This is a genomic window from Chlamydia buteonis (genome assembly GCF_900634605.1).
GTDB classification, from domain to species: domain Bacteria; phylum Chlamydiota; class Chlamydiia; order Chlamydiales; family Chlamydiaceae; genus Chlamydia; species Chlamydia buteonis.
The window spans coordinates 85215-98535 of sequence record NZ_CAAAFM010000001.1 but is presented as its reverse complement, the minus strand read 5'-3'; the positions used below and the strand labels follow the sequence as shown (position 1 = coordinate 98535).

Sequence of the window (13321 nt, the reverse complement as noted above, 5' to 3'; positions counted from 1 at the left end):
ACTATGAAATTACTCACGGCTTCTGTCACGCCTTTCTTACCTAATAATTCTATAGATTTTTTAAGCTTTGAAAATCTCTTGCGTTTTCAAGAGAGAGAAGGCAATGGCGTTGTTCTTCTTGGTAGTACAGGAGAAAGCCTATCCATGACAGCAAAGGAAAAAGAATCCTTAGTTTCCTATGCATGTTCTTTAAACTTGAAGGTTCCCATAATTGTTGGTGTACCAGGGACATCACTACACGAAGCTTCAGAGTGGATCCATACATGTCAGTCGTATCCTATTTACGGTTTTTTAATCACTACCCCTATTTATACTAAGCCTGGTATACATGGTCAGACCCTTTGGTTTGAATCTCTGTTAAACAAAACAAACAAGCCTGCAATTCTATATAACATTCCTTCTAGATCAGGAACAACGTTATATTTAGACACAGTACGAGCTCTTGCTACTCACCCTTTTTTCTATGGTTTGAAAGACTCCGGAGGGTCTATTAAAAATTGTCTAGAATACGCGCAGATTAGTTCTAACGTAGTTCTTTATTGTGGTGACGATGGCTTGTGGCCACAAATGTATGAGTGCGGGGCACAGGGGTTAATTTCAGTTCTATCTAATATCTGGCCAAAAGAGGCACGTGAGTGTGTTGAGGATCCTCGTAACAAGTATCGTGCGGGCTTGTGGCGAGAAGTTTCTTCTTGGCTTAATCAGACGACTAACCCTATTGCTATTAAAGCGCTACTTGCTTACGAGCAAGTTATAGCACATAACACTTTGCGCTTGCCTTTATCTATTAAGGACTTACAATGCGCTGAATCTGTGCCACGAATTATAAAAAAAATGTCACAATGGGAATACCCAAGTGCTCACGTATAGCTAGTGAAAAAGCACATATTTTCAGTGATTTATATAGCAGAAAATAATGGTTCTTTCTTGTTGATTTTAAATGGCTTGTGTTGCATTTTTCCTGCTTGCTGGTGCTTTCTAAATTGATTACAGATGCATCGATACACTAAAGTTCCTCTACTCCCTATTCAATCTGCGCAACGGATATGCCCACTGAAAATAGAGCATAGTTTGGTAACTTGCAAATCAGATTTTTTGAATTTCATTTTAGAAATGCTCAAGTTAGATCGATGGAATAAGTTGTTATTTAGAATAGGACTAACGCGGACGTTTACTTTCGTTTATCACGCTATGCTAATGTTTATCACGGTAGTATATATATCGGTTTCTTGTATTCTACATATTTTATGTATGTGTAGTCCCATAGAACAAAATAGTAAAAGCAGAGAAAATATATTAATTTAGAAATGTGAAAAGAAGGTGTTCTTAAGCGTTTTACCTATAAGGTAGATTGATTCATTCATATTCGTGTTAACTTCTGTAGTCTTATTTATAATAAATTTCGGGTTGGCTGTTTCGTTTTTTATTTCCTATGCTGCGCGTGAGTTTGAGTGAATTAGTTCAGATTAAAGAAGAATAAGAGTAGGTATGATTAAAAGATTGTTTATTTATAGTTTAGTCTTCGCATTTTTCCCTACATTATCCTACAGTAATACAACAGCTGAAGGTGTAGAGACTATTGCGGAAGAATCTGTTGAACATCAGAACTCTAGTATAGATAGTTGTTTTGATTCTATGACTGATGAAGATAGAGAAACTCTAGCAAGTCAGCTCGATCCTTTATTTCAAGTATTGGTAGAAGAGAGCCAAGAGTTATACCACGATCTCGTTCTTATATGTAAAAACGAGAATATAGAATTAGAAAATAGTAAACAGGCCATAAAACTAATAAAAGAGTTGCCCTCAGGTAAGAGAATTCTACAAGCATGTAGCGATATTTTTTCCTCCTTACGTGTACCTACTGATGATTTGAATAGTGAGAACCTTTCGTTTGATGCTTTACTACAAAAGCTTGATGAGATAGCTCATGTTTGGCACGCCTATCGACATTCTAAAGATATAGAATATGCTTACAAAGATCTCGAAATGCGAGAAAAAGAACTAGAATTTAAAAAAGATCTCCTTTCGTGGCAGAAAGAGAAAACAGATAGAGAACTTGCATGGAAACGCGAAAGATACGCGAGGGAGATGGTAACGCATAAAAGATAACACATACCACAGTTTGCCAAATTCATAAGAGTTTTTGGATTTTTGTTCAGATATTTTTTTATTTTGTGAATAGAGACATTTTTTAAAAAGCTCTAGATAAAATAGTTGGAATAGATCAAAACCCTGGGCTAATTGTTTTCACAGATGCGAATTACTATAATATCATGCTTATAAGTTCCTTTGTGTTAATTATCTCTTAAGAATGCGGTGCTATGTGTATGGAAGACTAAGATATTGACATGGCAACATTTCTAGGTTTGATTTACAGAATAAAGTGCGAGTCTCGGCACAGACGAAATCTGGAGAATATGACTATCTTTTTCTCTGGATGTAAGTTTATGAATACCTAATACCACTATATTGTAGTCGAATGTTTTTATGGTTGTGACTGTCAATCTTGAGAGCAGTTCGAGTTTAGAAAATATCAGTTTAGGAGATTATCACTCACCTTCTGTTAATGTTGAGGCATCATTGTCTCAACAGACTTCTGAACGAGTAAATTGTTTTATTCATGGAGGACTTGGAGCTTTTGTAACAGGACATGCAGACGTTTTTGAAGCTGTGAGTATTTTTGATCCGGATGCAGAGATACCAAGAGCTCATGAGGTTGGTGTTACCTACATTAATGGGAGTGCCCAAACTTTACTAGAGGCTCAACAAGAGTCCTTGTACCTTAGTGAGGTCCGAGGTGAGCCTGTACGTATGTTTTACAATTCTGGATGGGGAGGGTGGAGTTCTCGATTATTACGAAGACCTGTTGTTACAGGTTCTAGTTCCATATGTCAGGCAGTGATCGAATCCTTGGAACACTTCTTCTCTAATTCTGCAAACGAGAATAGAAATCATATAATTATATTTTACGGTGATGGCGGTGCTATAGTTGAGGAGGTATTGCGTCACACACAGTATGGTGACCGGATTAGGGTAATTGGGATTGCCCCTACGATATATGTTACAGGAAGTAACACAAACCATTTTAGGTTGCCAGGAGATTTTACTACTCTGTTTGACTGGGAAGGATTTACGCGTTCTAACGTTACAACTCTTAATTACTCTTCAGGGGCTGAAGGATTGTTTTTGCCAGGTATCCGTTGTCCTAGCTATCTTTGGGCGTTACGTCTAACACAATACCCTTCTTCCCATGAATCGACCTCAGAAAGCATGTTTCAACATGCTTCTAATCAGGTTTCTTTGGTAGAAATTGGTCATGGTCACGGGGCTTTTGAGAGATTAATCGAGTTATTGCAATTGGGAGAAACATCTTCTGAGGCAGAGTTTAATTTCGCTCCACGATCCCGGACTGATATTGTTTTATCGAGTATATTCAGTATATTTAGAGTTAGTGGTTTAACGCAAGAGTATATCGTTGTTTCTGTGACAGACTCTCCTGATGTTTATGTTTCTTACGTGATCATTATCGGCTATAGTATGAATCTCTTGCGCTACTTTCTTTTGTTGTTTACCAATCGTCGTTCTGTTCGCGATTCGTATAGGTCATTACGTCTTATGGCTCATGGATTAGTACCGCTGGTTTTTCTAGTAACTGTTTTGGATAATGTCAATTGTTTAAGAAGATTCGGCAATCCAAATCCGATTTTGCAAGCTATATTTGTTGTAGCATCTACATTAAGTGGTAGTGTTATCTTTATGGAGATATTAAGAAATTTTTGCTGAGGATTGCGAGGACGTATCCAAAGTACTATTTTACAAAGATTGACAGGTTCACCTCAAGAATCTAACGTCGTTGTGCGCTCTGTAGATGGGAACAGAATTGGTGCTATGCAGATGATCATTGGGGTAGCTCATGGAATATTTTTATCTACTACTGTTGGAATTCTTAATAGTATAGTTATGCAGGTCCCTAGCACATTAGGCAGAAATTCTACAACAGACGCAAATGATACAGGATTTTATTCTAATTATTTACACAATGCTTCTTTAGTATGGCAGAGCGGAGACGTTTTAGCAGTATCACAGACAATAAACTTATTTATATGCTTGATTGTGTTGATCGCTAATATCATTGTTATGGTGGATTTGGTAAGAAGAAATCGACGCCGGTAAAAAACAAAAGCTGCATAGTCTTTTTTTTAAAGTTAAGATAAACTGTGTTTCGCAAAATCTAAAGAAGATGATGGTTATGGCGACAGTAATTCCTACAGGTTTCTGTTTGCAAAATCAGGAACCGATCAATCTATGGGAAGAGTTCCCTTTGGCTGAGAGAGTATGCGTAATACTTTCTATCGTGTTTGTTATTTTTGGTGTAATTTGTAGTGTAATAGGTATGGTACTTAGTTCCATAACCACAGGTGTCATAGGTTTTAGTCTCTACATTATTAGTATCTTTTTACTTTTGCGTGGAGTTGTTATTTACAACCATTTTTCTTTGAACTACTTAGTCTATGGTTCATTAGATAAAAATTATCGTTCAAGTGAAGTTTGGGGGAATGTCTATGAAAGTCCCCGTCGACTTGTCTGTGATTAAAACATCTGGTTTTAAATTAGCAACTCAGTTTCTTCAGACAGGCGCTTCTGTTTTCTAGCTACCTTTGCCTGAGGAGTCATGATTTTCTTCACCTTCCCTAGAAAGGTGAACAGCTTGATTTTCAGAAGAATCTGGTTTTTCTTACTCTTCACTATCAACAGAATATGCAGTTAGAGAAAAAGATCATTAGGTAAATCTGTCCCCTATTTTTCTAATAGACAATCTGCAGTTTTTCTTGGCGCTATAATAAGATCGAATTTTTTAGTGAGGGAATAGATCATTCGAGATCGAATTGAGTAGTCTAGGAACGGGAGTGAGATTATTTTCAGTGTAAAGGTAAGGCGATAAATATTATGGATCCCATCGGTGAATATTTACTAGGTGAGGAGTTGAGGGAGTTAATGGCGGAGCGTCTGGTAGGGGGGATGGGTTTATGTCAAATGTGTGGTTATTTTCACCATAATGGGGGGGAGGTGATAAGTATTGTGGGGAGCAGCCTGGAGAGGGAGTTAATGGCGGAGCGTCTGGTAAGGGGGATGGATTGAGAACAGCCGAAGATATTAGGAGCAGCGTTTCAGCTGTATGTGGTGTTATGTCTTCCTCTTCTTCTCTTGGAAAATCATCGAATTTGTCTTCTTGAATAGTAGATAAACGTGGTTGACTCCATGGATTGCTATCTTTGTTTGCTCTAGGGAATTCCATGGGTTTGGTTTCCGAAACTCCTTCTTCGTCTTTGTTTAATATTATTTTCCCTAAGACTTGTTCTCGGAAGATATTCGATGCAAGAGTAATGATGTTGATTTCTCTTTGTTCAAAGAGAGTTTCTGGTTTTACCCTTCTAGCATAGGGTTGAGTATTTCTTGCGACCAAGGACAGTAGGATAATTATTTGAACTAATATACTAGGAGCTGTGTAGATTTCCTCACCATTACCCAAAGTCTCTTTTTCAAGTAGCCAATTTCTGAAACGGATATGTTTGAACATAGCTCCCAGGGTATATGTTACACTTGCAGCAAGAATGCTAGCTTGATTTTCGTCGAGTAAAAAGCTTCCTCTAAGTGGGTCGCTTGTTCTATAACAACGAATTGTTCTAGCGTAATTTAAACATTTCGCATAGCAAAATGGAGATTTACGGCCGTTTTGGGTTTGTATCCAAATGTTTTGAGCATCCTTAGGGTTTGTATCTGTCGGAGCTACATGCCAAAGGTCTAAAACTGCTCCACATCTATGTTCAAAAATATTTTGTCTTCGAATATGCTCTGCTATAACTAACATTTCTCCTGTTCTTCTGGCGATCGTATCAGCTTGTCTATCTAACCTATCTATTGAAGTAGGGCAGAATCGTTGCATTTTTTGTTTTGTTGCTCCTGGTATTATTGGGAGGCGACGTTTTAAAGTGGAACGCATATCCGATTTTAATAAAGAAAGAGCTGCACAAACGGTGCCATGGACTTGAGTGTATTCCGATACATCAATATAAAAATTATCAGCACTACTTCTAATAAATGGTACCTGAGAACGGTAGTTTTGTTGGCAAAGTGTCGCCGTTACTTCTTTGTTACACGATTTCTCTCCAGTTTCTTGAGAAAGTGAGGAGCTTTTAGGATTAGCTAAATAGCATGTGCTTGTTGGAGGAGTATGCTTGTCTAAAAAGTTCTGGATGCGTCGAGATAATTTAATAACTTTTTTCGGACCAGGATGGGAATTATCTCGAGCCTGATTTTGCTGCGGAACCGCTGTCTGCAATTCTGGTGTATTACAGGCTGAACGTAAAGATAACATATAGACTACTCCCAAAGAAAAATCAATAGGACACCTACGAACGTCTCTTAGTTATATAAAAATATTTTTATGGTTAATTTTAAAAGCGTTCGAAAGCATTTTAATATAAATTATAATTAAATATCATAGTTTTTATATTTAATTTATAATTTGTAATTAGTTAATTTTTTTATTTTCTTATTAACGATGTGTTTTCGAATTCAAAAATTGACAAGAGAGGAGGGAAACTTCAAAATAACTACGCAACCATATCTATATAGAGTTAGGAGAAGAATATGGGTTATAGCTTAGCTACAAAGTTTCATTTTTTAAGGATTTTGAATAGTCCAATAGTAAAAATATTGGAGGGATCGTTTTTCCTCGCCTTGCTAGCGAAGATTGCCCTACCCCTACCCTTTACTCCTGTTCTAGTAACTTTTCAGACATTAGGGATTTTTTGTATTGGTGTTGCATGCTCTCCATGGATAGCTGTTGGTAGCGTTCTCTCTTATCTTATTGAAGGCATGTTTTTGCCAGTATTTTATGGTTCGGGATATGGCTTAACTGCGTTTTTCGGACCAACAGCAGGATATCTTTATGCTTTTCCTATAGCTGTTCTATTTATCTCCTCATTCTATCGTCGATTTAAATCTCCCGGCGGATACGTCTTGGCCTCTATCCTTACTATCGCAGCCCTTATAATACTAGTAATGGGATCTCTCTGGCTTGCCTACTATTTTTATACGATGTCTATCACTGAATCCATAGATATTGTAAAAGGTTTCCGATTAGGCGCTGTGCCATTTATTTTCGGAGAGGCCTTAAAAATTCTTCTCGTAGTTAAAGGCAAATCTGCGGTGCAATTTTTTCAGACGCGCTATTTTTAATTAAAATTTTTTAACGTTTCTTCCCCTTGCACTTCAGAGGTTAGATGTTGGCTCTGAGATTCTAGAAGTGGATCGGTTAGATGCCTGCAAATAGTTTAACTAGGAGGTGTGCTTTTGCTAAGAGTCATTTACTATAGTCCCTATTGTAACAACTGTGCATGAGAGGATGATTACTCAGTCCCACATAGGCTTAAAGTAATACATTAGGTTTGTTTTGAGAGCTTCTAGAAAATACCAAGCTATTCATTGGTTTTAAAATAAGTTTCTTTACATTTTAGAAGTTGAGCTCCAGTGTCTTGATAAGTTAAATACTATGATTAAGCTACTGCTCTGTTGCTCAATGATGAGATTTCAGAAAGGTTTGAACAAAGACGATTGTTAATAGGAAAGAGAGCTTGGGGCAGACAGGATTCGAACCTGTGACCAACGGGTTATGAGTCCGTGGCTCTAACCGCTGAGCTACTGCCCCGTGATTAAGAGAACAGATATTAACATATAAGCTTCTGACAAGCAAGTGATATCCATCTCTAATCTGAAGATTTGAGATACTGCACAGAAATTTGTTTCATCCGCATGTACAGAGACTCACCTCCATTCACTCTTCCAAAAGATAGGTATTGACTGAGTTGATCAAAAAATACTGGCTTACAGGTTAGTATGGTAACCGGGGTTTCCCCAGAATACACTTCAGCAAATAATACTGCTATCCCAGAAGAAATCAAAGCTTCCGTATGCGTAAAAAAGAATAAACGTCCCTCTTGATATACTTCATAAAGATATAAATCACTCTGACAACCCAACACAAGGTTCTCTCTTGAAATTTTACTTTTATCAAAGTTTTTAGATTGTGATCCGAAATCTAAAAGAGTGTTATACAACATGTCTTTATGAAATTTTTCGGGAAACAGAGTTTGTAAAATGCGGTGCTGTTTTTTCAAGCATCCAGCATGCTGTAGGGGACATACGGAGGGATTCAAAATTACTCCTCAACAACACGATTAGGCTCTTGTCTTAGATGGGTTAGAGTTTGTGATAGAGCTAAAATTCTTTGATTCGCAGAGGCGATAACATAATCAGGATCACTAAAATGTAGGTGATCGCTAAATTGTGTTTTAGGTGCATCAAATACGTATGGTAAGGGCATATTCATTTGTAGTTGCAAGGTATGCAACGTATTGGTCATTTGAGGATTATTTTGTTGAGCGACAATTTCAGAAATTTGCTTCTGAATGATCATTTGATTTTTAATTAATTGGTACTGATTAATCGCTTTCTGAATGTGCGCTACCTTTTTATCAAAAGCTTGCCGATCGGCGACATAATTGTCGTCATCGCCCAAGCGGAGACCGTAGGAAATTAGAATACTGATTTGGTTGCCTATGCATGCACCAATCGTAAATCCAACAGCTTCAGGAATAGCGTAAATTAGAGAAGAAATAGAAGCAATGATTGTTGCTAAAAGAATTTGGCGGGTTCCATTGGGATCAAGCTGCTGTAACCCATAATTCATCAGATTCCACAGGCTGTTTGTATTTTTATATTTATTTTTCCTATCCAAAACATTGGCGGTAAAAATGCCAAAAAGAACACCAACACCTAATCCTATACCCAGCCAAATTGTTAATGTTACTGCCATAGTATGATGACAGGCCAATATTAATGCCCAAGCAAGGATATACAATAAAATATACTTCCAATTATCTCTTAAAAACGTACTAATTTTTTCCCCTACAGAGCGGGCATGGTCCATGCATGTTCTTGGAGCTGGTCGGTAGGGTAGAATACGCATCAAAGAGAGGGGGGGGCGAGAAGATATAGTTATTCCCTTAAGTTCGCTATTAGGTGGTTGTGAGCTCTCTATACTCGTGTCCACAGATTCACTATCGGATCCGTCGTGATCTTGCATGGCTGTCATGCTCTCCAAACCACTAGGATGAGGAGTGCTAAAAGTAACAGAAGATATCATTATATTTTATTAAAAATAACTAAACTAACACATTGTAAAGTAAATTGATTTTAATTGTAAATATTGTAGTAAAATTTCCCACTTATTCCTAAAGCAATCAATAATTTTTTTATGATATTTAGGCTATCTATGAAAGGGATTTGACTTTTTCTACATACCGAATATAATGCTGCTGCATTTATGGATAGAGCGGAAAGGGATAAGCTCTATTCTTTAAAAAGACCAAATCTGCCCGTCTGGCCAGTCTTTAATTGAGATGCCTTTGGCCGAGAGGATTTTGTTTAAGGATAATTAATACATGGCAAAAAAAGAAGACACTATCGTGCTTGAGGGTAGAGTGCAAGAGCTCCTTCCCGGGATGCATTTCAAAATATTACTAGAGAATGGCATGCCGGTCACAGCTCATTTATGCGGTAAAATGCGTATGAGCAATATTCGTTTGCTTGTTGGAGATCGAGTCACTGTTGAAATGTCAGCCTATGACCTAACGAAAGCTAGGGTTGTATACAGGCATCGTTAATTGTTTTCTATTGATGTTTTAAAATAAGTGACATAGACTAGGCAATTCTCTGAGCCGTTATGAAACGTTAAGTATAGGCCCAGATAGCTCAGTGGTAGAGCACTTGCATGGTAAGCAAGCGGTCGTAGGTTCAATTCCTATTCTGGGCAGAAGTAATGGTTGGAGTAAAACTAATTTAATGAGGATTCTGAAATGTCAAAAGAAACTTTTCAACGTACTAAACCCCATATCAACATAGGGACCATTGGACACGTTGACCACGGTAAAACTACGCTAACAGCTGCAATTACACGCGCACTGTCAGCAGAGGGGTTAGCTAATTTTTGTGATTACAGTTCTATTGACAATACTCCTGAAGAAAAAGCTAGAGGAATTACTATCAACGCTTCTCACGTTGAATATGAAACCCCTAACCGGCACTATGCTCACGTAGACTGTCCTGGTCACGCCGACTATGTTAAAAACATGATTACAGGTGCTGCTCAGATGGACGGAGCGATTCTCGTTGTTTCCGCTACTGACGGTGCTATGCCTCAGACAAAGGAGCATATTCTGTTGGCAAGACAGGTCGGGGTTCCTTACATTGTTGTTTTCCTTAATAAAATCGATATGATTTCTCAAGAGGATGCTGAGCTTGTAGACTTGGTTGAAATGGAATTATCCGAGCTTCTAGAAGAAAAAGGTTACAAGGGTTGCCCCATCATTCGTGGTTCTGCTTTAAAAGCTTTAGAAGGCGATGCAAGTTATGTTGAAAAGATTCGCGAGCTAATGCAAGCAGTGGATGATAACATCCCTACCCCAGAACGTGAAGTTGATAAACCTTTCTTAATGCCTATCGAAGACGTATTTTCTATTTCTGGTCGTGGTACAGTAGTAACAGGGCGTATTGAACGAGGAGTCGTTAAAGTTGGTGATAAGGTACAAATTGTTGGTTTGAGAGATACTCGAGAAACAATTGTTACCGGTGTGGAAATGTTCAGAAAAGAACTTCCAGAAGGTCAAGCAGGAGAAAATGTGGGCCTACTTCTTAGAGGTGTTGGGAAAAATGATGTTGAGCGCGGTATGGTTATTTGCCAACCTAACAGCGTAAAGTCCCATACACAATTTAAAGGTACTGTTTACATCTTGCAAAAAGAAGAAGGTGGACGTCACAAGCCTTTCTTCACTGGATATAGACCGCAGTTCTTCTTCCGTACAACAGATGTAACAGGTGTTGTGACTCTTCCTGAGGGTGTAGAGATGGTTATGCCAGGCGATAACGTTGAATTTGATGTTCAATTGATTAGTCCTGTAGCCCTAGAAGAAGGTATGAGATTTGCCATTCGTGAAGGTGGTCGTACAATCGGTGCTGGAACGATTTCAAAAATCATTGCCTAAATCCAGGTGGTTTTATAAGCATGATTAAGATGACGAGTCTTAATCATGCTTTTTTGGGTGTGTAGCTTAGCTGGTAGAGCAGTGGCCTCCAAAGCCGCCGGTCGGGGGTTCGACTCCCTTCGCACCCGTATAGACTTAATTTTTGATCTAGAAATTTGCTTATGAAACAACGCAATCACCAAGAGACACTCTCTAAGAAAATCGCTAAAGCTAAAAAGCAAGCTGGTGCTGGCTTTCTAGATGAAATTAAAAAAATTGAATGGGTCAGTAAACGAGATCTAAAAAGATATGTTAAAATCGTAATAGCTAGTATTTTTGGCTTAGGCTTTTCTATATATTGTGTAGATCTGGTGTTTCGTAAGCTACTTACATTGCTAAGTGGTATAACAAGCTTTTTGTTTGGTTAGTTGCATGTTTAAATGGTATGTCGTTCAAGTTTTTACGGCTCAAGAGAAAAAAGTAAAAAAAGCTTTAGAAGATTTTAAGGAATCTTCCGGAATGACGGATTTTATACAAGAGATTGTCTTGCCTATAGAAAACGTGATGGAAGTAAAGAAGGGTGAGCATAAAGTAGTTGAGAAGTTCATCTGGCCGGGGTACCTGTTAATTAAAATGCATCTAACTGATGAGTCTTGGTTGTATGTAAAAAATAATCCTGGTGTTGTTGAATTTTTAGGTGGAGGAGTGCCTCTAGCTTTATCCGAAGATGAAGTAAGGAATATTTTAAAAGACATTGAAGAGAAAAAAGCTGGTGTTGTGCAAAAACATAAGTTCGATGTTGGCTCCAGAGTTAAAATTAACGATGGTGTTTTTGTAAACTTTATCGGTGTTGTTTCTGAAGTGTTCCATGATAAAGGGCGTCTTAGTGTCATGGTATCCATCTTTGGAAGGGAAACTCGTGTTGATGATTTAGAGTTTTGGCAAGTGGAAGAGGTAGCCCTAGAACAAGAAAGTGAATAAGAGTAAGAAAATCTGTGTATTCTTATTCTCTATCTTCTTATAATTTTAGTTTTTCGTTTCTTCCTCTTTATTCATAGAGGGACGTCAAGATAGAGTAAGGTTTAGTATGTCGAATAAAAAGGTGATTAAGTTAATTAAACTACAAATTCCTGGTGGTAAAGCCAACCCAGCCCCCCCAATAGGACCAGCTTTAGGTGCTGCTGGTGTAAATATTATGGGTTTTTGTAAAGAGTTTAATGCTGTAACGCAAGATCGTCCTGGAGACCTGTTGCCAGTAGTCATTACTGTTTATTCGGATAAAACTTTCACTTTTATAACCAAACAACCTCCCGTATCTTCTTTGATCAAAAAGGCATTAAATCTAGAATCTGGGTCTAAAATTCCGAACAGGAATAAAGTTGGAAAATTGACCCAAGCGCAAGTTACAGCTATTGCCGAACAGAAAATGAAAGATATGGACGTCGTTCTTCTTGACTCTGCAAAACGTATGGTAGAAGGAACTGCCCGAAGTATGGGTATAGACGTCGAGTAAATTGTAATAGGGCTGCATAATTATGACAAAACATGGAAAACGTATACGAGGCATCTTAAAAAGCTATGATTTTTCAAAGTCATATTCTCTGCAAGAAGCTATAGATATTTTAAAACAATGTCCCACAGTGCGCTTTGATCAAACTGTCGATGTATCTATTAAATTAGGCATAGATCCAAAGAAAAGCGACCAACAAATTCGAGGGTCTGTTTCCTTGCCCAATGGCACAGGGAAAACTTTAAAAATTCTTGTGTTTGCTGCTGGAGAAAAAGCTAAAGAAGCTTTAGACGCTGGAGCTGATTTTGTAGGTAGTGACGATCTTGTTGAAAAAATTAGGGGCGGCTGGGTTGATTTTGATGTTGCAGTTGCTACTCCAGATATGATGCGTGAAGTTGGGAAGTTAGGAAAAGTTCTAGGACCTAGAAACCTTATGCCTACACCTAAGGCTGGAACAGTAACCATGGAGGTTACTAAAGCTATTGCCGAGTTGCGCAAGGGGAAAATTGAATTTAAAGCAGACCGTGCTGGGGTATGTAATGCTGGTGTAGGTAAGCTATCATTTGATGGACACCTTCTTAAGGAAAACATCGAAACTCTATGCTCTGCTTTAATTAAAGCTAAGCCGCCTGCAGCGAAGGGGCAATATCTGGTATCATTTACAGTTTCCTCTACTATGGGGCCTGGTATTTCTGTGGATACTAGAGAGTTAATGGCGTCTTAATTC

At 38.1% G+C, this 13321-nt stretch carries 12 protein-coding genes, 3 tRNA genes and 2 pseudogenes; 13 read left to right on the top strand and 4 right to left on the bottom strand.

What is annotated here, in order from left to right; genetic code table 11:
• Positions 1-3: 3 nt before the first annotated feature.
• The 4 genes and pseudogenes from dapA to E1N70_RS00405 all read left to right on the top strand — a co-directional run bounded on the left by dapA (position 4) and on the right by E1N70_RS00405 (position 4594).
• A complete protein-coding gene (gene dapA / locus E1N70_RS00425) occupies positions 4-870 on the top strand; it encodes a 4-hydroxy-tetrahydrodipicolinate synthase (protein WP_006343373.1) in 867 nt (288 codons plus the stop codon).
• Positions 871-1488: 618 nt separating this feature from the next.
• Positions 1489-2109, top strand: a complete 621-nt coding sequence (locus E1N70_RS00415; protein WP_208638283.1) for a hypothetical protein — start codon at positions 1489-1491, stop codon at positions 2107-2109.
• Between the two features lie 378 nt (positions 2110-2487).
• Positions 2488-4173, top strand: a pseudogene (locus E1N70_RS00410) (DUF687 domain-containing protein).
• Positions 4174-4249: 76 nt separating this feature from the next.
• Positions 4250-4594, top strand: a complete 345-nt coding sequence (locus E1N70_RS00405) for a hypothetical protein (RefSeq protein WP_208638282.1) — start codon at positions 4250-4252, stop codon at positions 4592-4594.
• A gap of 393 nt (positions 4595-4987) precedes the next feature.
• On the opposite strand, the pseudogene E1N70_RS00400 reads toward E1N70_RS00405, so the two are convergent.
• Positions 4988-6376, bottom strand: a pseudogene (locus E1N70_RS00400) (hypothetical protein); the annotation flags it as partial.
• A gap of 275 nt (positions 6377-6651) precedes the next feature.
• Here E1N70_RS00400 and E1N70_RS00395 point away from each other — a divergent pair.
• Positions 6652-7242 carry a biotin transporter BioY gene (locus E1N70_RS00395; protein ID WP_131743636.1) on the top strand — a complete coding sequence of 197 codons (591 nt, stop codon included), beginning with the start codon at positions 6652-6654 and terminating at the stop codon, positions 7240-7242.
• A gap of 396 nt (positions 7243-7638) precedes the next feature.
• On the opposite strand, the gene E1N70_RS00390 is transcribed toward E1N70_RS00395, so the two are convergent.
• The 3 genes from E1N70_RS00390 to E1N70_RS00380 all read right to left on the bottom strand — a co-directional run bounded on the left by E1N70_RS00390 (position 7639) and on the right by E1N70_RS00380 (position 9208).
• Positions 7639-7711 (bottom strand) — tRNA-Ile (locus tag E1N70_RS00390).
• A gap of 58 nt (positions 7712-7769) precedes the next feature.
• Entirely contained in the window at positions 7770-8219 is a 450-nt protein-coding gene (locus tag E1N70_RS00385) for a SufE family protein (RefSeq protein ID WP_131743635.1), read from the bottom strand.
• Between the two features lie 2 nt (positions 8220-8221).
• Entirely contained in the window at positions 8222-9208 is a 987-nt protein-coding gene (locus E1N70_RS00380; RefSeq protein ID WP_131743634.1) for a hypothetical protein, read from the bottom strand.
• Positions 9209-9506: 298 nt separating this feature from the next.
• Between E1N70_RS00380 and infA the strand changes: the two genes are divergently transcribed.
• The 8 genes from infA (at position 9507) to rplA (ending at position 13318) form a co-directional block, all read left to right on the top strand.
• Positions 9507-9728: a translation initiation factor IF-1 gene (gene infA, locus E1N70_RS00375; RefSeq protein ID WP_006343365.1), complete on the top strand. Its 222-nt coding sequence runs from the start codon at positions 9507-9509 to the stop codon at positions 9726-9728.
• Between the two features lie 77 nt (positions 9729-9805).
• Positions 9806-9877 (top strand) — tRNA-Thr (locus E1N70_RS00370).
• A 43-nt stretch (positions 9878-9920) separates the two neighbouring features.
• Positions 9921-11105 (top strand): elongation factor Tu, encoded by a 1185-nt coding sequence (gene tuf / locus E1N70_RS00365; RefSeq protein WP_131743633.1) that lies wholly within the window; start codon positions 9921-9923, stop codon positions 11103-11105.
• 55 nt (positions 11106-11160) lie between these two features.
• Positions 11161-11233 (top strand) — tRNA-Trp (locus E1N70_RS00360).
• Between the two features lie 33 nt (positions 11234-11266).
• Positions 11267-11512, top strand: coding sequence for a preprotein translocase subunit SecE (gene secE, locus E1N70_RS00355; protein ID WP_006343363.1), 246 nt, complete (start codon positions 11267-11269; stop codon positions 11510-11512).
• Between the two features lie 4 nt (positions 11513-11516).
• A complete protein-coding gene (nusG, locus tag E1N70_RS00350; protein WP_014943925.1) occupies positions 11517-12065 on the top strand; it encodes a transcription termination/antitermination protein NusG in 549 nt (182 codons plus the stop codon).
• Positions 12066-12171: 106 nt separating this feature from the next.
• The gene (rplK, locus tag E1N70_RS00345) at positions 12172-12597 is read left to right on the top strand and encodes a 50S ribosomal protein L11 (protein ID WP_131743632.1); all 426 of its coding nucleotides are present in this window, start codon (positions 12172-12174) and stop codon (positions 12595-12597) included.
• A 22-nt stretch (positions 12598-12619) separates the two neighbouring features.
• The gene (gene rplA, locus E1N70_RS00340) at positions 12620-13318 is read left to right on the top strand and encodes a 50S ribosomal protein L1 (protein ID WP_131743631.1); all 699 of its coding nucleotides are present in this window, start codon (positions 12620-12622) and stop codon (positions 13316-13318) included.
• The last annotated feature ends 3 nt before the right edge of the window (positions 13319-13321 follow it).

Bases quoted from the DNA above. Each gene is read 5' to 3' on its own strand.
- dapA (WP_006343373.1), top strand. From the start codon at position 4: ATGAAATTACTCACGGCTTCTGTCACGCCTTTCTTACCTAATAATTCT.
- E1N70_RS00415 (WP_208638283.1), top strand. From the start codon at position 1,489: ATGATTAAAAGATTGTTTATTTATAGTTTAGTCTTCGCATTTTTCCCT.
- E1N70_RS00405 (WP_208638282.1), top strand. From the start codon at position 4,250: ATGGCGACAGTAATTCCTACAGGTTTCTGTTTGCAAAATCAGGAACCG.
- E1N70_RS00395 (WP_131743636.1), top strand. From the start codon at position 6,652: ATGGGTTATAGCTTAGCTACAAAGTTTCATTTTTTAAGGATTTTGAAT.
- E1N70_RS00380 (WP_131743634.1), bottom strand. From the start codon at position 9,208: ATGATATCTTCTGTTACTTTTAGCACTCCTCATCCTAGTGGTTTGGAG.
- infA (WP_006343365.1), top strand. From the start codon at position 9,507: ATGGCAAAAAAAGAAGACACTATCGTGCTTGAGGGTAGAGTGCAAGAG.
- tuf (WP_131743633.1), top strand. From the start codon at position 9,921: ATGTCAAAAGAAACTTTTCAACGTACTAAACCCCATATCAACATAGGG.
- secE (WP_006343363.1), top strand. From the start codon at position 11,267: ATGAAACAACGCAATCACCAAGAGACACTCTCTAAGAAAATCGCTAAA.
- nusG (WP_014943925.1), top strand. From the start codon at position 11,517: ATGTTTAAATGGTATGTCGTTCAAGTTTTTACGGCTCAAGAGAAAAAA.
- rplK (WP_131743632.1), top strand. From the start codon at position 12,172: ATGTCGAATAAAAAGGTGATTAAGTTAATTAAACTACAAATTCCTGGT.
- rplA (WP_131743631.1), top strand. From the start codon at position 12,620: ATGACAAAACATGGAAAACGTATACGAGGCATCTTAAAAAGCTATGAT.